The sequence below is a fragment of the Dactylosporangium aurantiacum genome (genome assembly GCF_000716715.1).
Lineage (GTDB): Bacteria > Actinomycetota > Actinomycetes > Mycobacteriales > Micromonosporaceae > Dactylosporangium > Dactylosporangium aurantiacum.
Window position 1 is genome coordinate 48,501 of the sequence record NZ_JNYJ01000007.1, and the last position, 19,631, is coordinate 68,131.

Below are 19,631 nucleotides of genomic sequence, written 5' to 3' on the forward strand. Positions count from 1 at the left end.
CCACGGCACCGCTCAGCGGGATTGACACCCATGCCCGGTCCCTCCCGCCCCCGAATTCTCCCGCCGGACACCGTCGGCAGTCCAACGCCAACCCCGAACATCGACGCGCGGTCACCAAAGGAACACACAGACACGCGGACACGCGGACACACAGACACGCGGACACCCGGAAACGGCGAAAGGGCCGCCCGGAAACCCGGACGGCCCTTCCGCACCCACGCGCAAAGGGTCAGCGACGAGCTGAGCGGTACTCGAACTCGCGCTCCTGGTAGTCGCGGCTGGCCTCACGCTCGCGGCTGAAGTCCCAGCCACCCGCCGCCTCACGACCGGGGCGGCCGCCGACGGAGAACCCGCCGACCTCCTGGCCCCGCCGCCAGCCACGGAAGTAGCCGGTGGTGTGCGCGGCGATCTGCGCGGCGTCACGGACGATGCGCAGCGGACGCTCCGGCGCGTTGACCGGCGAGCCGGGCACCAGGTTCTGCTGCGGGACGCGCCGCGGCAGGCCGGTCGAGGTCTCGTCGCCGAGCTTCGGCTGGGCGGCCTGCTCGGCGGCGCGCCAGGCCGAGTCGTTCTGGCTCTCCCAGCTGACCGCGGGGCGCTCGGCCGCCGACTCGGACTCGCTGTCGGCGTCCCAGTCGGTGAACCACGCGGAGCGGGCGGCGGCGAAGATCAGCAGGTCGCCGTCGGCCTCGTCGGCGGGCTTGGCGGTCGACTCGGCCCGTTCGGCGGCGGCGCGGCGGCTGCGGCCCGCGCCGGTGCCGTTGCTGCGGGCGGTGGCGCGTTCGGCGGGGCCCTCGACCAGGCGCAGCGCCGGCGGCTCGAAGCGGAACTCGCCGCTGTACTCCCCGCTCAGCTCGTCGGAGTACCCGGTGAGCGCCGGGTCCGGCACCGGAGCCGGCTCGACGAGACGCAGGCCGGCGGGCTCGGCCGGCAGGTCGCCGGTCTGCCACGGCGGCGGGACGCGGCCCTCGCGCTGGCGGGGCAGCTCGACCGGGCGCTCGGCCCGGGACCGCTCGCTGCGCGGGATCTCGGTGCGCGACCGCTCCGAACGCGGAATCTCCGTGCGGGCCCGTTCGGAGCGCGGGATCTCGGAGCGCTCCGTCCGCGAGGAGCGGGGGATCTCGGTGCGGGACGTGGGCTCCGCCGGCGAGGAGGTCTCGGCGCGGGAGCGCTCGGCCGACCGGCGTCCCTCGGACCGTCCGGTCGTGGCGGCCGCGTCGTCGGTACGGCTGCCGCGCCGCCGACCCGTCGTCTCGGCCGCGCTGTCACTGTCGGAGCCCGGCAGGTCGGCGCGGTTGAGCGGGTCGCGGTCGGCGCGGTCGGCGCGGTCGCGGTCGGCCCGGTTGCGCTCCGACCGGCTCAGCTCGGAGCGGTTGAGCAGCTCGGCGTGCTCGGAGCGGGCGGGCGGCGTGGCCGCGGCGCGCCGGCCGAACTCGCCGGAGGTCTCCAGGTCCTGCAGCTCCACCGGCGGCTTGGGCAGGTCGCTCAGGCGCGGCAGGCTGCTCAGGTCCGAGGAGTACGAGGACGACGAGGACGAGATGTTCAGCGGGTCGCCGTCGTAGGCGTCGCCGCTGTCGCCCAGCGGCCAGCCGCTGCGGCCGCCGAGCGCCGGGGCCGCCGCGTCCAGGGTCGGCGGCTCACCGAGGGAGCTCAGGTCGCTGAGCCGGATCGCGCCGCTGTCGCTCTCCTGCGCCGCGGCCGGCGGCGCGGAGGCGGGCCGGGTGAAGTCCAGGCCGGTGTCGGTCAGCAGCGGGGCGATGTCCGGCGGGGGCGTCGGCATCAGCGAGGAGAACGTCGGCTGCTCGGTCGCGGCCGGCGGCGGGATCACCGGGGCCGGGGCGACCGGCGGCGGCGCGACCGGGGCGGGCGCGACGGGCAGCGGCGCGACCGGGACCGGCTGCGGCGGCGCGGGCTGCAGCGGCACGGGGATCGACTGCATCGACGCCGGGACCGGCGGCTGCTGCTGGTACGTCGGCGGGATCGGCGGGGCGGGCGCGTACGTCGGCGTCGGCGGCTGGTACGCGGCCGGCTGGTACGTCGGCGCCGCACCGGGCGCCTCGAACGCGCCCGGGAAGGTCTGCTGGTAGCCGGGCGGCGTGGACGTGACGCCGTAGGCCGGCGGGGTGGAGCTGACCCCGTACGCCGGGGGCGTCGACGCGACGTAGCCGGGCGGGGTCGAGGTGACCGGCTGCCCGTACGCCGGCGGCGTCGAGGCGACGTAGCCGGGCGGGGTCGACGTGACCGGCGGCGTGGACGTGACGGGCTGGCCGTACGCGGGCGGCGCCGAGGCGACCTGCTGGCCGAACCCGGGCGGGGCCGACGTCACGGGCTGGCCCGGGGCCGGCGGCGTGGAGGTGACCGGCTGGCCGTAGGACGCCGCCGCGGGCTGGTAGCCGGGAGGCGTCGTGGTCGCCGGCGGGGTCGAGGAGACCGCGGGCGGCCCGGACGCGACCGCGCGGCGCCCGGGCGGGCCCGACACGACGGAGGCGGCCGGCGGGGCGGACACGGCCGGCGGCTGCGCCTGCGTCGGCATCTGCGGGGTGCCGGTCTGGGCGCGGCGGCGTCCGCCGGTCGCCTGGGCGGCGTTGGTGCGCCCGGCGGCCGCGGGCTGGGCCCCGGCGCCGAACGAGGCGGCGGGCGCGGCCGGCGCGGCCTGGGCGGCGGTCGACTCCGCGGCGCGGGCGGCCTCGGCGGCGCGCGCGGCGACCCGGCTGCGGGTCGGCGGGGCGTCCTGCCCGACGGTGGGCATGGCACCGGCGGCGGCCGGCGAGGAGACGGGGGCCGGCGGCGCGGCGCGCAGCGGCGCGACCGGGGTCAGCGGCGAGCGCTGGCGGCCCGGCTGCGGCCGCGACGGGCTCATCTTGTCGGCCAGGACGCCGACGAGGGAGGCGGCGGCGGCGTCGCAGGCGCGCACGGCGGCGACGGACTGGCGGATGGTCTCGGCGACCGCGGTGGTCAGCGCCCGGTTGACGCCGGTGCGCCGCGGGGTCTCTGCGATCGCGACCCGCAGCGCGGTGATGGCCTCGCCGAGCGTGGTGGCGTCGGCCACCCCGGCCGCGGCGAGCTCGGTGACGACCTGGGCGTCCCGGTTGCGCCCGGCGGCGCCGCCGCCGAGGATGCCGGGCTCCGGCAGCGCGTCGAGGACCGCCAGGGGGATCGTCTCGGCGGGGTCCGGGTAGGCGCGCAGCGCCGCCGGGTACAGCTCGCGCAGCACCTCCCGCAGCGTCGCGGCGGCGCTCTGCCGGCCGGCGACGACTGCGGCGTGCGCGGCGAGGACCGGCTTGAGCGGCAGCATGTCGCGCGGCGGGGACTGCCCGACGGCGGAGAGCACGCCGGCCTGCAGCGCGCGGGCGAGGCCCACGGCGCGCCGCTCGGCGGCGTTGGACTGGATCTCCTCCGGCGACTCGTCGTCGGCGAACCGCTCGGCGTAGTCGTCGGCCGAGTCGTCGTCGGTGAAGGCGAGGTTGCGCCCGGCCGCGGTGAGCAGCTGGGTGACGACGTGGTCGTCGCTCTCGGCCGCGACCGCGACGGCGGACTGCCCGCCGGAGCGTTGCGCGAGCAGCGCGCTGAGCTCCGCGTAGCCGCCGGCGTCGTCGCTCACCTCGCAGATGTCGATGAGCCGGCCGGCGTCGTCGACGACCGCGACGGTCAACCAGATTTCGGAGCTTGACTGCGGCTCGGCGGGATCAGCCGACGCCAGACCGCAGTACACCCGAACGAGCGCCACCGCGTCGTCCTCCTCTCGGGACATCAGTTGAGCTTTCACCACGTCGGCGGGGACGTGTCCCGGCGCCCCGCCGTGTGTTGCCGCAGGTCAAACTGAACGACCTCTACTAAACAGGTTGCGGGCGGGTGACGCGATCAGCCGTTTCGGTTGAATGCCGTCCTCGGCTGATCGTCGCGCACCGCCGCCACCCGTCCGGTCAAAGGTCGGGTCGTGCCCGCCGTGCCAAAATGCCCACGGCTTAGATCCTGTCGGTCACAAATCAATCACGCCAGTCCACGGCGGCAGAAATCTTGCCGATTATGGTCCGCCAGCCCAGCGCTGCCTGTTGTGCCCCGATTTTCTTGAGCCGCCGCTTGGCGAAGAAGCCGCTCACGCCGCCGCCGGCCGCCGCGCGCAGCGCCTCGTCCAGGTCGTCCAGGGGCGAGCCGGGGGCGAGGGCGGTGCGGACCGGCTCCAGGCGCAGCGAGTAGGCCAGGTCGCGGGCGACCTCGCCGGCGGCGATGAGCAGGTCGGAGTCCCAGGCGTCCTGCCCGCCGCGCAGGTTCTCCACCACGAGGTCCAGCTCGTAGCGGTCCTCGTCCTTCGGCACCACCGACGCGGCGGTGATGCGGGTCTGCAGGCTGCTCCAGGTGTCCAGCTGGCGCAGGTCGTGCTCGGCGTCGGACTTCACGAACTCGACCAGGCCCTCGACGCTGCGGAAGAGCAGCAGCTTGCCGCGGTGGCTGAGGAACGCGGGAACCTCCTCGGGCTCCTCCTCGTCCGCTTCGTCCGCTTCGTCGCCCTCGTCCTCGGCCTCCGCCTCGGCGTCGACCTCGTCCGCTTCGTCCTCGTCGTCCGCTTCGTCGGCTTCGTCGTCCGAGTCGTCCTTCGCGAGGACCTCGTCCTCGTCGTCGTCCGACTTCTTCTTCGACTTCGCCGGCGCCGGCTCGTCCTCGACGAACAGCTCCGCGTGCTCGTCGAGGATGACGACCTCCTCGTCGTCCACGTCGGCCTCGCGGCGGTGGAGGATCGCGAAGTCGTCCTCCTCCTCGTCCAGCTCGGTCGGGGTCAGCTCGGTCGACAGCCGGTACGCCCGCAGGGTGTAGCCGACGCCCTTGGGCAGCGCGACCTCGACCGGCTGGATGTTGACGTCGGACCACATGGCGTCGGCCTGCGCGGAGCGCTCCCGGACGCCGTCCTCCTCGTCGAGGTCGGCGTCATCGTCGTCGGCCTCGGCGTCGGTGTCGTCCAGCGCCTCGACCTCGTCGTCCTCGAGCGCCTCGACGTCGTCGGCCACCGTGGCGTCCTCGACGACCTCGGCGGTCTCAGTGGTGTCCTGGATCTCGGACACCTCGGCGGGCTCCTGTGCGGCGGGCGCCGGCGTGCTCTTCTTCGCAGCCGCTGGGCGCGAGGACGCCGGACGTGAGGAAGACGGACGGGAAGACTGGCGGGCCACTGTGACCTCCGTAGTCGGCTCGGCGTGCGGGCACACTGCTCACTGAGATGGCCTCGCGCACAAACACCCTAGTGTGCCCGGTTGGCGACGGTCAGACCCCCTTGGGGTGCCAGACCGTCTTGATCTCCAGCAGCGCCAGCATGCGGGACACCCCGGGATCGGCGTTCCAGTCCGGGTCAGCAGGTCGGATCACCCGTTTGAGGTTCTCCGCGGCGGCGCTCTCCAATTCCTTCGCGAGCGTGTCGTCCGTCACACCCGTGAGATCGATGGCGTTGACGTCCATGTGCGCCGCGAGCCACGGGGCGATCTCGGCGACCTGCCCGGTGAGCACGTTGACGACGCCGCCCGGCAGGTCGGAGGTGGCGAGGACCTCGGTGAGGGAGATCGCCGGCAGCGGCCGGTCGGTGGAAGCGAGGACCACCACCGTGTTGCCGGTGACGATCGCCGGCGCGATGACGCTGACCAGGCCCAGCAGCGAGGAGGCGGCGGGCGCGACGACGGCCACGACCCCGGTCGGCTCCGGCGCGGACAGGTTGAAGTAGGGCCCGGCGACCGGGTTCGCCCCGCCGTGGACCTGTGCGATCTTGTCCGCCCAGCCCGCGTACCAGACCCACCGGTCGATCGCGGCGTCCACCAGCGCGGCGGCCTCCTTGCGCGGGACGCCCTCGGCCGCCTTCACCTCGCTCACGAACTGGTCGTGGCGGCCCTCGAGGACCTCGGCCACCCGGTACAGGATCTGGCCGCGGTTGTACGCCGTGGCGCCGGACCACTTGCCGACGGCCGCGCGGGCCGCCTTGACCGCGTCACGGGCGTCCTTGCGGGAGCCGAGCGCGGCGTTGGCCAGGAACTCGCCGGAGGCCGAATGCACCTGGTAGGACCTCCCGGACTCGCTGCGGGGGAACGCGCCGCCGATGAAGAGCTTGTACGTCTTGCGCACCGCGAGACGCGCCGGTGACTCAGTGCTCAAGGTATGCCTCCAGCCCGTGACGGCCGCCCTCACGGCCGTAGCCGGACTCCTTGTAGCCGCCGAAGGGTGACGTCGGGTCGAACTTGTTGAACGTGTTGGCCCACACCACGCCGGCGCGCAGCCGGTCCGCGAGGTGCAGGATGCGGGACCCCTTCTCGGTCCAGACCCCGGCGGACAGCCCGTAGGGCGTGTTGTTGGCCTTCTCGACGGCCTCGTCGGGGGTACGGAACGTCAGCACCGACAGCACCGGCCCGAAGATCTCCTCCCGGGCGATCCGGTGCGCCTGCGTGACCCCGGTGAAGATCGTCGGGGCGAACCAGAACCCGCGCGCCGGCAGCTCGCACGGTGCGGACCAGCGCGCGGCGCCCTCGTCCTCGCCGACCTGCGACAGCTGCCGGATCCGGGCCAGCTGCTCGGCGGAGTTGATCGCGCCGACGTCGGTGTTCTTGTCCAGGGGGTCACCGACCCGCAGCTGCGCCATCCGCCGCTTCAGCGCCTCGAGGAACTCCTCGGCGACCGACTCCTGCAGCAGCAGGCGCGACCCGGCGCAGCAGACGTGCCCCTGGTTGAAGAAGATGCCGTTGACGACGCCCTCGACCGCCTGGTCGAACGGCGCGTCGTCGAACACGATGTTGGCCGCCTTGCCGCCCAGCTCCAGGGTGAGCCGCTTGCGGGTGCCGGCCACGGCCCTGGCGATGGCCCGCCCGACCTCGGTCGAGCCGGTGAACGCCACCTTGTCGATCCCGTCGTGCCCGACGAGCAGGCGGCCGGTGTCCCCGGCGCCGGTGACGATGTTGACCACGCCCGGCGGCAGCTGCGCCTGCTGGCAGATCTCGGCGAACAGCAGCGCCGTCAGCGGTGTCGTCTCGGCCGGCTTCAGCACCACCGTGTTGCCCGCCGCGAGCGCCGGCGCGATCTTCCACGCCAACATCAACAACGGAAAGTTCCACGGGATGACCTGACCGGCGACGCCGAGCGGGCGCGGGTCCGGGCCGAACCCGGCGTAGGGCAGCTTGTCGGCCCAGCCGGCGTAGTAGAAGAAGTGGGCGGCGACGAGGGGCACGTCGACGTCGCGCGACTCGCGGATCGGCTTGCCGTTGTCCAGCGACTCGAGCACCGCCAGCTCGCGGGCCCGCTCCTGGATGATCCGCGCGATGCGGAACAGGTACTTGGCGCGTTCCCGCCCCGGCATCGGACCCCACACCGTGTCGAAGGCGCGACGGGCGGCGCGGACAGCGTCGTCCACGTCGGCCGCGTCGGCCGCGGCGATGTCCGCCAGGGCCTCCTCGGTCGCCGGGTTGACCGACTTGAACGACTCGCCCCGCCCGTCGACGAACTCGCCGTTGATGAACAGGCCGTAGGAGGACCGGATGTCGACGACCGAGCGTGACTCCGGCGCGGGTGCGTACTGAAAGTCCATCGCCCTAGTCCAAGGTGAAGTAGTCGGGGCCCGCGTAGTGGCCGGTGGCGAGCTTGGTGCGCTGCATGAGCAGGTCGTTGAGCAGCGTGGAGGCGCCGAAGCGGAACCGGTCCGGGTCCAGCCAGTCGGGGCCGGCCGTCTCGTTGACCATGACCAGGTACTTGATCGCGTCCTTCGCGGTGCGGATGCCGCCGGCGGGCTTCACCCCGACGATCCGGCCGGTCGCGGCCCGGAAGTCGCGCACCGCCTCCAGCATGACCAGCGTCACCGGCAGCGTCGCGGCCGGCTGGACCTTGCCGGTGGAGGTCTTGATGAAGTCGGCGCCGGCCAGCATCGCCAGCCACGAGGCGCGGCGCACGTTGTCGAGCGTGGCCAGCTCGCCGGTCTCCAGGATGACCTTGAGGTGCGCGTCGCCGCACGCCTCCTTGACCGCCACGATCTCGTCGTGGACCTCCGCGTAGCGCCCGGCCAGGAACGCGCCGCGCTTGATCACCATGTCGATCTCGTCGGCGCCGTCGGCGACCGCGGCGCGGGTGTCGGCGAGCTTCACCTCCAGCGGCGCCTGCCCGGAGGGGAACGCGGTGGCGACGCTGGCCAGGTGCACCCCGCTGCCGCGCAGCGCCTCGGCGGCCACCGAGATCATCGCCGGGTAGACGCAGATCGCGGCGGCGCTCGGGCAGGTCGGGTCGGCGGGGTCGGGCCGGATCGCCTTCGCGCACAGCGCCCGGACCTTGCCCGGGGTGTCGGAACCTTCGAGGGTCGTCAGGTCGACCATGCGGATCGCCAGGTCGAGGGCCTGCGCCTTCGCCGACGTCTTGATCGACCGGGTGCCCAGCATGGCGGCGCGCTGCTCCGCGCCGACCTGGTCGACACCGGGCAAACCGTGCAGGAAGGTCCGCAGGGCGCCTTGTGAGCGCGCGACCTCGGCGGTGAGGGTCATGCCCCCGAGTCTAGGCTTACGTGTCGTGGACGTACTCGTGGTGGATCACCCCCTGGCCAAGTCGCGACTGACCGCGATGCGCGACGAACGGACCGACAACGGCGCGTTCCGCGCGGCGCTGCACGAGCTCACCACGATGCTGGTGTACGAGGCCGCCCGCTCGTTCGCCACCGAGGAGTTCCCGGTGCGCACGCCGGTCGCGACGGCCCAGGGCACCCGCCTGGCCAACCCGCCGCTGCTGGTGCCGGTCCTGCGCGCCGGCCTCGGCATGGCCGACTCGGCCCTCGCGCTGCTGCCGGAGTCCTCCATGGGCTTCGTCGGCCTCGCCCGCGACGAGGAGACCTACGAGCCGCGTGCCTACATGGAGTCGCTGCCCGGCGTCCTGACCGGCATCCCGGTGCTGGTCCTCGACCCGATGCTGGCCACCGGCGGCTCGCTGCTGCACTGCGTGCGGCTGCTCGTCGACCGCGGCGCGACCGACATCACCGTGCTGTGCGTCCTGGCCGCCCCCGCCGGCATCGAGCGTCTCGCCGACTCGGGCCTGCCGATCCGGCTGGTCACGGCCGCGATCGACGAGCGGCTCAACGAGCGCATGTACATCGTCCCGGGCCTCGGCGACGCCGGCGACCGGCAGTTCGGCGGCATGCCCCGTTTCTGAGCGGCGGCTTAAGTCTCGTCGCCGGATCGGGGGATTCCCGCTGCTCAGGCATTGCCTGGTGACCGCCGCGGCGGCCTACGGTGACCGGCGATGAAGCACCGACGCTCCTTCCTGCGCACCCATCCGGTCCTCGCCGTGGCGCTCGCCGTCGGGGTCCTCGTCGGCTCGGGCGCCCTCGCGGCGACGGCCGTCGGCAGACCCGATCCGCGGGCGGTGTCCGTACCGGCGACCCGGCACGACGACCCGGCGGCCCCCGGCACCGGCGGCGCCGCCGCGTCCCGCACCCCGCCGGCGGGCACGCCGTCCTCGGCACCGCCCGCCGCGGCCTCCCCGGCGACGACCGCCGGACGCGCCCGCTGCGGGCTCGACGCCAGGCTCGTGCCCGGCTGCGGGCTGCTGTGGGGGGTCGCGCCCGGCGCGTTCACCGACCTGCCGGCGTCGCAGGCGCTGGGCAACTTCGAGCGCACCACCGGCCGCCCCGCCGACATCCTGCACTCCTACCACCGCGGCGACGAGGTCTGGCCGACCGCCGACGAGATCGCCACCGTGCGGCAGTCACGCAAGCGGATCCTCTTCGCCAACTGGAAGGTCGCCTGGAACACCACCTGGGCCGACGTCGCCGCCGGCGGGCAGGACGCCCGCATCGACCGTGCCGCCGCCCGGCTCCGGGCGTTCCCCGGCAAGCTGTTCGTCGCCCTGCACCACGAGCCGGAGAACGACGTGCGGGCCGGCGGCGGCATGACCGCCCGCGACTACGCCGCGATGTACCGGCACACGGTCCTGCGCCTGCGCGCCGCCGGCGTCACCAACGTCGTGTTCGTCATGGTCTACATGGCGTACGAGCCGTGGTGCGTGCAGCCCTGGTTCGGCGACCTGTACCCCGGCGACGACGTCGTCGACTGGATCGGCATGGACCCGTACCTGTTCGCCAAGCCGGGCGGCTACGGCCACGGCGACTTCGCGTACCTGGTCGACCGCACCTCGGACCCCGCGAGGTGGCCCGGCTTCTACACCTGGGTCACCCGCACCCACGGCGACAAGCCGCTCATGGTCGCCGAATGGGGCGTGTACGAGCACGCCGCCGACCCCGCCCAGAAGGCCTGGATCTACTCGACGGTGCGCCAGCAGCTCGGCCGGTTCCCGGCGATCAAAGCCCTGGTGTACTTCGACTCGCCGAACGCCCCGAAGGGCGACACGCGGCCGGACAGCTCCCAGGCGGCGCTCGCCGAGTTCCGGAAGCTGGCCGGGTCCACGGTGTTCTCGGCCGTGCTGTAGGCGGTGTCACGGACGGTGCTCACAGGCCGAGCGCCTCGGCGGTCTGGGTGCGCAGCGCCGCCAGGGACGCCCGCGCCCGCTCCCGGGCCGCGGCCACGTCACCGCCGTCGACCGGCTCGACCACCTCCAGGTACGCCTTGAGCTTCGGCTCCGTCCCCGACGGCCGGACCACCACCCGGGTCGTGCCGGCCCGCACGATCAGCACGTCGGCGTCCGGCAGCAGGTCCTCGACCGCGTGGACGGGCTCGTCGAGCAGCTCCACCGGCGGCCGGCGCCGGATCGTGGCCATCGCCGCGGCGATGTCGGCAAGGTCGTCGACGCGCACGCTGAGCTGGTCCGTCGCGTGCACCCCGTGCCGCAGCGCGAGCTCGTCGAGCCGGTCGCCGAGGGTCCGGCCCCGGGTCCTGAGCTCCGCGGCCAGCTCGCACACCAGCAGCGCCGCGGTGATCCCGTCCTTGTCCCGCACGTACCCCGGCGCGACGCAGTACCCGAGCGCCTCCTCGTAGCCGTACACCAGGTCGTCGCCGGCCCGCACGATCCACTTGAAGCCGGTGAGCGTCTCGCCGTACGGCGCGCCGTGCGCCTCGCACATCCGCGACAGCAGGCTCGACGACACGATCGTGGTCGCGTAGCGCCCCTTCACCCCGCGGCGCATCAGGTGGTCGGCGAGCAGGACGCCGACCTCGTCGCCCCGCAGCAGCCGCCAGCCGTCGCCGCCCCGGTACGCCACCGCGCACCGGTCCGCGTCGGGGTCGTTGGCGATCGCGACGTCCGCGCCCCGCGCCGTGGCCAGGGCCAGCAGCAGGTCCGTGGCGCCCGGCTCCTCCGGGTTGGGGAACGCCACCGTCGGGAAGTCGGGGTCGGGGTCGGCCTGCTCCGCGACGACCGCCGGCGCCGCGAACCCGGCCCCGGTCACCGCCGCCTCGAAGACCTCCCTGCCCACGCCGTGCATCGGGGTGTACGCCACGACGAGGTCCCTCGGCCCGTCCGGCTGGACGGTGCGCAGCGCCCCGGCCACGTACGCCTCGACCACGTCCTCGCCCAGCGTCTCGCCGGCGTCACCCAGCGGCACGTCCCGCAGCGGCCCGACCGCCCGGATCGCCCGCTCGATCTCCCGGTCCGCGGGCGGCACGATCTGCGAGCCGTCGCCAAGGTACACCTTGTAACCGTTGTCCTGCGGAGGGTTGTGGCTCGCGGTCACCATGACCCCGGCCGCCGCCCCCAGGTGCCGCACCGCGAACGCGAGGACCGGCGTCGGCAGCGGCCGGGGCAGCACCAGCGCCCGCCGGCCCGCGCCCCGCGCCACCCGCGCCGTCTCCTCGGCGAACGCCTTCGAGCCGTGGCGGGCGTCGTACCCGACGACGAGCGGCCCGTCCACGTCCGCCGCCGCCAGCCACCTGACCAGCCCCGCCGCGGCCCCCCGCACGACCGCCAGGTTCATGCCGTTGGGCCCGGCCCGCAGCGGCCCCCGCAACCCGGCGGTCCCGAAGGTCAACGGCCCCGCGAACCGCTCCCGCAGCTCCTGGTCGTCGTCGAGCACCGCCCGCAGCTCGTCCCGGCCGGCAGGATCGGGATCATCGGCCAGCCAGGCCTCCGCCTCGGCGCGCAGCTCACTCATCCGTCGTTCTTAGCACGGCCCGCCGCGGCTGCTCGCGGCCGTGCGGTTACTGGCCGGTGGAGGTGCTGGTGGTCGGGGCGACGAGCTTGAACGAGCGGACCATCTCGTCGAAGATGACCCGGCTGTCGGCGAACTTGGCCTCGGGCACGGTCACGAAGAAGTGGTAGCTCTTGCCGCCGAGGACGACCGCGTTCCACAGGGCGTGCCGCTGCTGCTCGCCGCTGCCGCAGGTGTACTCGAGGATCGCGGCGTCGTGGCCGTCGAGCTTGTTGTCGGTCATGTTGACGTGCGTGTAGGGCGGCGCGCAGCTCGACGGGGTCGTCTTCAACCGGTTCTCCGCGCTCTCCAGGAAGGCGCGGGGCGTGTTCGACGCCTTCTCGATGTTGACGCGGATGCGGCGGTTGGGGTCGGCCGGGTCGGTGACGTCGAAATACGGCGCGGACGCGTTGCCCAGCTGCTTCTTCGTCCAGCCCTTCGGGACGTTGACCGCGATGCCGCCCGGGTGGCTGAACGCCTCGACGTCCAGCATCGGGCCGGCCGGGGCGCTGGACGCGGCGACCGGCGGCTTGCCGCCGGGGGAGTCGTCGCCGGAGAACACGCCGGACAGCGCCAGCGCGGCGACCAGCACGACCACGACGCCCGCGGCGACGGCGGCCTTCATCCAGGTCGGGGCCTGGGCGACGAGACGCCTGACGTCGGTGCCGGCCTGCTTCGGGGGCTCGGCGGGCGCCTGCGTCCAGTCGGTCGTGCCGAGCGGGCCGTCCTGATACGCCGCATACCGGCTGGCGTCGGTGCGCTCCAGCTCCACCTCCGGCGTGGGGGTGGACGGGGCACCGGAGTGCATGCGCCGCAGGGCGCCGCTGACCGTCTCGCCGGGCGCGATCATCGCCCGGCCGCCGATCTGCCCCGTCGGGGCGTGCTGCGGGGTCGCGACCGTCGGCTGATGGGTCGGGCGGACCACCGCGTAGGGGTCCGTCATGTGCGCGGGCGCGTTGCTGGCGAGCGGGCCGGCGAGCAGGTCGCGCAGGACCGCGCGGGCGGTCTCGACGTTCCAGCGGCGGGCCGGGTCCTTCTCCAGCAGGCCGTAGAGCACGCCGGCGAGCGGGCCGGCGCGGACCGCCTGGGCCGGGGGCTCCTCGACGACGGCGCGCATCGTCTCGAACGGGTCGCGCCGGTCAAACGGCGGGCGGCCCTCGACCGCCGTGTAGAGGGTGACGCCGAGGGAGAACAGGTCGCTGGGCGGGCCGAACTTCGCGCCGATGGCCCGCTCGGGGGAGATGAAGTGCGGCGAGCCGAGCACCATGCCGGGCGTGGTCAGCTCGCTGTCGGTGGGCATCCGGGCCACGCCGAAGTCGGTGAGCACGCAGCGGCCGTCGCCGGCGATGAGGACGTTGGCCGGCTTGACGTCGCGGTGCAGCACGCCGGCGGCGTGCGCGACCTCGAGCGCGCCGAGCAGCGCGATGCCGATCTTCGCGACCGCGCGGGCGGCGAGGGGGCCGTCCTCCACGATCATCTCGGCGAGGCTGCGGGCCTGGAGCAGCTCCATGACGATCCACGGCCGGCCGGCCTCGGTGACCACGTCGTAGACCTGGACGACGGCGGGGTGCGACAGCGCCGCGGCGGCGCGGGCCTCGCGCAGCGTCCGCTGGTACATCGAGTCGCGGTCGCTGGGCGCCATGTTCGGCGGCAGGATGACCTCTTTGACGGCCACGTCGCGGCGCAGCACCGTGTCGCTGGCGCGCCAGACGGTGCCCATGCCGCCGTGGCCGATGGCGGTGCGCAGCGCGTAGCGCCCGCCGATCACCACACCCGGCGCGGCACGCTGGCCGGGCACGGGCATGCTCGTGGAGCCAGGCTCGCGCGGCTCCCGCTGCTCAGGGCCGCGCGCAGGGTCACGCCCGGCTCCGGCGGAGGCCAGAGCGCCGGTGGGTGGCAGGGGCTCGCCGTGCCACGTCGGGAGCTGAGTCACAGGCAGTAAACCGTCGTCATGGAGGGGAGATGACTTTCTCGCTGTACGACCGCGGTCCCCACTATCTTGCTTGCTGCTCGCCGGTTAAGAAAGGTGGGGTCCGGTCCTTCACCGTACCGTGACCCGTAGGCAACCGTGCGTGCTGATCTTGTCGCGCTCCTGAACCGGGTGGATTGAATCCGCGGTTTCGGGGAACCGGAACGGTGCGGCGGAGCGTCTACGCAGGGGTACTGAAACGCGCCTGGAACATCGGGGGACTACTTTCCCTGGATTTCCTGGTGCGCCTGCCGATCGGGGGGCGGGACGGACGCAGGGTGCGGCACCGGCCCCCGGGTTCATGCCACGCTGCGACGTCTTCCGTCACTGTGCGTCGACCTGGGGCGATGATGGTGACGGCACGAAGGCGAAAAGTTACTCGCGACACCACGTGACCGTGGCGCCTGTCACCCGTTGTAGGAGGTGAGGGGTTCTTGTCTGAAGCGGACCGTGCACTTCCGACGGGGCCAGCAACTTTACGCCTCCAGTACCAATCAAGTGACGCTCAGCTATCCCAGCATCACGAGAATGATGTTGCGCTCCGTCACCTTGACCCAGTTAGTCTGTCCGTGGCACGCATGGGGCGGGCCGCTCCTTTAGACCGAAATAGAGAACTCACCGTGACGAGAGCGCTGACGCTGCCCGATCCTGCCGCCGCTGCGGCACGGGTCAGCAAGTTGACGTCGTCCTGGCCCGAGACTCCACCCGGGGCCGATCCGCTGCCCGGTCAGCTCGACCGCTGGCTCACCTCCCGGGGCGCCGAGCTCGTAGCCGTCCGACGTCACATTCACGCGCATCCGGAGCTCTCCGGCCAGGAGTTCGAGACGGCGGCCCTGGTCGCCCGCGAGCTGACCCGCGCCGGTCTGTCGCCCCGCATGCTGCCCAAAGGCAACGGCGTCATGTGCGACATCGGCTACGGCGACCGGGTCATCGCGCTGCGCGCCGACCTCGACGCGCTGCCGCTGCCCGACACCAAGGACGTGCCCTACCGCTCCACCGTCGACAACGTCTGCCACGCCTGCGGTCACGACGTGCACACCACGATCCTGCTCGGCGTCGGCCTGGCCCTCGCCCAGCTGGCCGAGCGCGACGAGCTGCCCGGCCGGGTGCGGCTGCTGTTCCAGCCCGCCGAGGAGACGATGCCGTCCGGCGCGCCCGAGGTCATCGCGGCCGGCGGCCTGAAGGACGTCGCCGCGATCTACGCGCTGCACTGCGCGCCGCAGCTGCCGGTCGGGCTGGTCGGGGTCCGCTCCGGGCCGTTCACCGCCGCCGCCGACAAGATCGAGGTCCGGCTCACCGGCCGGGGCGGGCACACCGCCCGGCCGCACCTGACCGCCGACCTCGTCCACGCGCTCGGCCGGATCCTGGTGGACGTGCCGTCGCTGCTGGACCGCAAGCTCGACGCCCGCGCCGGGGTCTCCATGGTGTGGGGTGCCGTGCGGGCCGGCGAGGCGGCCAACGCGATCCCGATCGAGGGCATGGCCCGCGGCACGATCCGCGTGCTGAGCCGCGACGCGTGGCGCGACGTGCCCGAGCTGGTCACCAAGCTGGTCCACGACGTGATCGCGCCGACCGGCGCCGACGTCGAGGTCAAGTACACCCGCGGCGTCCCGCCCGTCGTCAACGACCGGCTCGCCACCGCGATCGTCGCCGGCGCGGCCGGCGCCGCCCTGGGCCCCGACCGGGTGGTCGAGGCCGAGATCAGCATGGGCGGCGAGGACTTCGCGTTCTACCTCGACGGCGTGCCCGGCTCCATGATCCGGCTCGGCGTCGGCGTGCCCGGCTCCGACCTCAAGGTCGACATCCACCAGTCGGCGTTCGACGTGGACGAGCGCGCGATCGGCCACGGCGTGCGCGTCATGGTCCACACGGCGCTCGCCGCCCTGAGCGCCGGCGCGTTCTGACCCGGCACCCGCGCCGGCGGCACCTGCGGGGGCGACACCTCTATCGAAAAGCGTCGCCGGTCTGATAGCCATGGACCGTGGTCACTGAGTTGCGTGTGCACGGCGTCACGGGCACCCCGGCGGAGGACATCCTCGACCGGCCGCTGCTGCGGCGGGTCGCGGGCGACACCGACGCCGGGTTCTTCCGCCCCCGCGCGGAGTACGGCGCGGTCACCGGCCCCGGCGGCGTGGCCCTGGAGGCCTACCGCTGGGGCAACCTCACCGCCGGCGCCGCCGCCCGGGCGCTGTGGCTGCTCCTGCTGCCGTTCATGTTCGCCAACGTCGCGATCTGGCTGCGGCCCGACGTCGGCGCCGGGGCCAGGACCGTGATCCGCGCGCTGACCAGGGTCTTCGCGCTGACGATGACGGCGTCGTTCGTCCTGTCGTTCGTGGAGATCTCCATGGACCTCGTCGGCTGGCAGTGCGCGGCGCTGCCCCGGTGCCTGCAGGACCGCTCGTACCTGTCGGTGCTCGCCGACGGCACGTTCGCCACGACCAGCCGGCGGCTCGCCGTGACCGCCCTGGTCCCGGTCCTCGCGATCGCGTTCCTGTGGTTCCTGGGCCGGCGCACCTGGGCCCGCTACGAGGGCTTCCCGATCAACACCGACGGCGACGGCGACGGCCTGGCCCATCCGTGCTTCTGGAACGGCCGGCCGCTCGTCGGCCGGCTCCGCTCGCTGCACATCGCGGTCGCGTTCGGCACCCTCGACGCGGTGCTGCTCGGGGTGCTCGTCCCGCACGACCGGCACCCGGCCGGCTACGTCCTCGCCGCCGGTACGGCGCTGATCCTGCTGCTCGGGTTCGTCGCGGTGACCCTGCGCGCCGTCGTGCACCGCGACGCGCCGGCGAGCTGGGCGAAGCCGCTCACCCGGTGGCTCAGCCACGCCGCCGTCGGGCTGACCGGCCTGGTCCTCGCCTACGCCTGCCTGCCCCGCGACGGGTGGACGGCCACCGGCCACATGCCGGTCTTCAGCGGCACCATCACCGTGCTCTTCGCGGTGCAGGTCCTGCTGATGCTGGTCCTGGGCGCGGTGGTCCTCGCGACCCGGCCCAGGGGCACGTTCCTGCAGGGCCTCGCCGGGCCCCTGATCGCCAGCACCGGCCTGGGCGTCGCCGTCGCGTTCGCCGCCGGGATGGCGTACCGGGTCGCCGACTTCCTCGACCGGCGGTCGGCGCCGTCCACCGCCGACTACGGCGAGGCCCGCCAGCTCATCGAGCCGCCGCCGGCCTACGAGTGGGCCGCGGCCGGCTTCGTCCTGCTGCTGGTGCTCGCGGCGCTGGTCGGGCTCAGCATGGGGCTGCCGCTGGTGCGTCGCCTGCGCCGGTACGCCCGGGTCGTCACCGACGCCGACTTCCGCGGCGGCCGGCAGCGCGACGAGCGGCGGGCCGGGCAGATCGACACCGCCGTCGCCGACGCCCTCGTCACCGACCACGTCGGCCGGCTGCTCGTATGGGTGTTCGTGCCGGCCGCCGCGGCGGCGGTCGTCGCGACCGGGTTCGCCCTGCTCGGGCAGCGGCCGATCCGGCTGGCGGCGTCGGGCTCGGCCGCGGCCGAGGTGATGGCCGCCGTCGTCAACCTTGGCACCTACCTCATCGGCCTGTCGGCGTTCGCGCTCGTGTTCATCGGCATCCTGGCGTACCGCTACCAGCGCTTCCGCCGCATCGTCGGCGTCCTGTGGGACCTCGGCACGTTCTGGCCGCGGGCCGCCCACCCGCTGGCGCCGCCCTGCTACGCCGAACGGGTCGTGCCGGAGCTCGCCCGCCGGGCCGGGTGGCTCGCCGCCGAGCAGGGCGGGGTGATCCTGTCCGGGCACAGCCAGGGCACCGTCCTGGCCGCGGCGACCGTCCTGCAGCTGCCGCCCCAGGCGCAGGCCCGCACCGCGCTGCTGACCTACGGCTCGCCCCTGCGCCGCCTGTACGCCCGCTTCTTCCCCGCCTACGTCAACGACGCGGTCCTGCAGCGCATCGGCGCGGTGCTGACCCGCCCCGAGGATGGCGTCCCCGGCGCGGGCCAGCACAGCCCCCGTTGGGTCAACCTGTGGCGGGACACCGACCCGATCGGCGGCCCGGTGCAGTCACCGACCGCACGGGATGTGCGGCTGGTGGACCCGCCGGGCTTCGACATCGCCCCGGGCGACACGGTGTTCCCCAAGGTTGACGGCCACTCCGGCTACCAGCTGCGCCCCGCGTTCGGCGCCACCGTGGCCGGACTCGTGCAGGTGCTGTCGGATTCCTCGGCCGAGCCGCCGACGGCGTCGAACGCGCCGGCGGTCCCCGCCACCTGACCGGCCCCGGGACCGGCCCCCGACCGGTCCGGTCACGGGCCGGTCGCCGCTTGCCCGGAGCGGTCCGGTCACCGGTCCTTCGGGTCGTCCTCGGCGCGCCGCGCGGGCGGTGTGCGGTCCGGCCCCCGGCCGCCGGCAGACGGCTCGGGGACCGGACCGGCACCGCCACCGTCACCCGGACCGCCGGCAGGCGGCGCGGCGACGGGGCCGGCAACGGGCGGCGCGGAGACGACACCCTGCGCGGGCGGCGCGGAAACCTGCCCGGCCGCGCCCTGCGCCGGCGGGGCGGCCACCGCACCCTGCGCGGGCGGCGCGGAGACCTGCCCGCCGGCGGGCGGCGCGGAGACCGGGCCACGGGCGGGCGGCACGGCGCCGGGGCGCGGCGCGACCGGGAACGCCGGCGGGCTCCAGCCCGGCAGCGGCCCCGCCGGCTGGGCCCCCGCGGCGGCCGGGGCCGGGCGCTTCGGGCGGAACCGGCGGTACAGCCGGACCAGGACGTACAGCGGCACACCCAGCAGCAGGACCCAGGGGGCGAGCCAGCCCAGCACCGTCAGCGCCACCTGCAGCGAGGCCAGGAACGCCGTCATGCCGTCCTTGAAGCCGGCCACGACGCCGATCTCGTCCTTGTCGCGGGTGATCGCCGCCTCCGGGCCGAGCAGCTGCAGCGTGATCGTCGACAGCGCGGTCAGGCCGTCGAGCTTGCGCTTGCGGGCCTGCAGCGACTCCAGGTCGGACAGGCGGCGCGACAGCTCCGACTCCAGCGAGGTGATCTCGCCGATCGTGGTCGCCCGCGCCAGCAGCGCCCGGATGCGCTCCACGCTCGCCTCGGCGTTGTCCAGCCGCGCCTGCACGTCGACGACCTGGTCGGTCACGTCCTGCGCGGTGACGGTGCGGTCCTCCTCGTCGCCGAGCTCCTTGAGCTGCTCCAGCGTCGGGGTGAACTTCGCCGCCGGGATCCGCAGCACCAGGGTGCCGGTGGAGCGGCGGTCGTCGCGCCGGCGGTTGTCGCCGCCGACGAAGCCGCCCGCGGCGGTGGCGAGGGAGATCGCCCTGGCGGCCGCGGCGTCGACGTCGTCCACGCGGACCGTCATCGTGCCGGCGTAGATGATCGAGCGGTTCTCGACGTCGAGGTTGCCGGGGGCCTTCTGCCCGGTGTCCTGACCGGGGTTCTGGTTCGGCTGCTGCTCCTTGGCGGGGCCGGCGCCACCTTCGGCCGGCACCGCGCCGGGCGCCACCGCGCCGCGGTCGGCCGAGCTGGGGGCGGCGGAGTCCTTGCTGTCGGCGGCGCAGCCGCTCACCGCGACGAGCAGCGCGGCACCCGCCGCCGTGAGGAACAGTCTGGTGCGCCTGACTGACAT

General features: G+C 74.3%; 12 protein-coding genes. 4 read left to right on the plus strand and 8 right to left on the minus strand.

The window, feature by feature from the left end; all coding sequences use genetic code 11:
* Window positions 1–229 precede the first annotated feature (229 nt).
* From OP18_RS52180 to deoC, 5 genes are all read right to left on the minus strand, one after another.
* Window positions 230–3,751 carry a hypothetical protein gene (locus OP18_RS52180; protein WP_156089384.1) on the minus strand — a complete coding sequence of 1,174 codons (3,522 nt, stop codon included), beginning with the start codon at window positions 3,749–3,751 and terminating at the stop codon, window positions 230–232.
* A 235-nt stretch (window positions 3,752–3,986) separates the two neighbouring features.
* The gene (locus tag OP18_RS09065) at window positions 3,987–4,958 is read right to left on the minus strand and encodes a hypothetical protein (RefSeq protein WP_033358600.1); all 972 of its coding nucleotides are present in this window, start codon (window positions 4,956–4,958) and stop codon (window positions 3,987–3,989) included.
* 295 nt (window positions 4,959–5,253) lie between these two features.
* Window positions 5,254–6,129, minus strand: coding sequence for an aldehyde dehydrogenase family protein (locus OP18_RS09070; RefSeq protein WP_033358341.1), 876 nt, complete (start codon window positions 6,127–6,129; stop codon window positions 5,254–5,256).
* On the minus strand, window positions 6,119–7,549 hold the full coding sequence (locus OP18_RS09075) for an aldehyde dehydrogenase family protein (protein WP_033358342.1): 1,431 nt from the start codon (window positions 7,547–7,549) through the stop codon (window positions 6,119–6,121). Before OP18_RS09075 ends, OP18_RS09070 begins: the two co-directional genes overlap by 11 nt.
* Before the next feature lie 4 nt (window positions 7,550–7,553).
* On the minus strand, window positions 7,554–8,489 hold the full coding sequence (gene deoC / locus OP18_RS09080) for a deoxyribose-phosphate aldolase (RefSeq protein ID WP_033358343.1): 936 nt from the start codon (window positions 8,487–8,489) through the stop codon (window positions 7,554–7,556).
* Window positions 8,490–8,514: 25 nt separating this feature from the next.
* Between deoC and upp the strand changes: the two genes are divergently transcribed.
* Complete coding sequence (gene upp / locus OP18_RS09085) at window positions 8,515–9,147, plus strand: uracil phosphoribosyltransferase (RefSeq protein WP_033358344.1); 633 nt, start codon at window positions 8,515–8,517, stop codon at window positions 9,145–9,147.
* 90 nt (window positions 9,148–9,237) lie between these two features.
* On the plus strand, window positions 9,238–10,422 hold the full coding sequence (locus OP18_RS09090) for a glycoside hydrolase family 26 protein (RefSeq protein WP_052386429.1): 1,185 nt from the start codon (window positions 9,238–9,240) through the stop codon (window positions 10,420–10,422).
* Window positions 10,423–10,441: 19 nt separating this feature from the next.
* Here the strand turns inward: OP18_RS09090 and OP18_RS09095 are convergent, their stop codons facing one another.
* Window positions 10,442–12,040: a phospho-sugar mutase gene (locus tag OP18_RS09095; RefSeq protein WP_033358345.1), complete on the minus strand. Its 1,599-nt coding sequence runs from the start codon at window positions 12,038–12,040 to the stop codon at window positions 10,442–10,444.
* A gap of 46 nt (window positions 12,041–12,086) precedes the next feature.
* Complete coding sequence (locus OP18_RS09100; RefSeq protein ID WP_081970583.1) at window positions 12,087–14,009, minus strand: serine/threonine-protein kinase; 1,923 nt, start codon at window positions 14,007–14,009, stop codon at window positions 12,087–12,089.
* 656 nt (window positions 14,010–14,665) lie between these two features.
* Between OP18_RS09100 and OP18_RS09105 the strand changes: the two genes are divergently transcribed.
* Complete coding sequence (locus OP18_RS09105) at window positions 14,666–15,949, plus strand: amidohydrolase (protein ID WP_313900949.1); 1,284 nt, start codon at window positions 14,666–14,668, stop codon at window positions 15,947–15,949.
* Between the two features lie 77 nt (window positions 15,950–16,026).
* The gene (locus tag OP18_RS09110; RefSeq protein ID WP_156089385.1) at window positions 16,027–18,273 is read left to right on the plus strand and encodes a hypothetical protein; all 2,247 of its coding nucleotides are present in this window, start codon (window positions 16,027–16,029) and stop codon (window positions 18,271–18,273) included.
* 68 nt (window positions 18,274–18,341) lie between these two features.
* On the opposite strand, the gene OP18_RS61785 is transcribed toward OP18_RS09110, so the two are convergent.
* Window positions 18,342–19,631, minus strand: coding sequence for a DUF4349 domain-containing protein (locus tag OP18_RS61785; RefSeq protein ID WP_052386431.1), 1,290 nt, complete (start codon window positions 19,629–19,631; stop codon window positions 18,342–18,344).

Bases quoted from the DNA above. Each gene is read 5' to 3' on its own strand.
- OP18_RS52180 (WP_156089384.1), bottom strand. From the start codon at position 3,751: ATGTCCCGAGAGGAGGACGACGCGGTGGCGCTCGTTCGGGTGTACTGC.
- OP18_RS09090 (WP_052386429.1), top strand. From the start codon at position 9,238: ATGAAGCACCGACGCTCCTTCCTGCGCACCCATCCGGTCCTCGCCGTG.
- OP18_RS09095 (WP_033358345.1), bottom strand. From the start codon at position 12,040: ATGAGTGAGCTGCGCGCCGAGGCGGAGGCCTGGCTGGCCGATGATCCC.
- deoC (WP_033358343.1), bottom strand. From the start codon at position 8,489: ATGACCCTCACCGCCGAGGTCGCGCGCTCACAAGGCGCCCTGCGGACC.
- OP18_RS61785 (WP_052386431.1), bottom strand. From the start codon at position 19,631: ATGTCAGTCAGGCGCACCAGACTGTTCCTCACGGCGGCGGGTGCCGCG.
- OP18_RS09075 (WP_033358342.1), bottom strand. From the start codon at position 7,549: ATGGACTTTCAGTACGCACCCGCGCCGGAGTCACGCTCGGTCGTCGAC.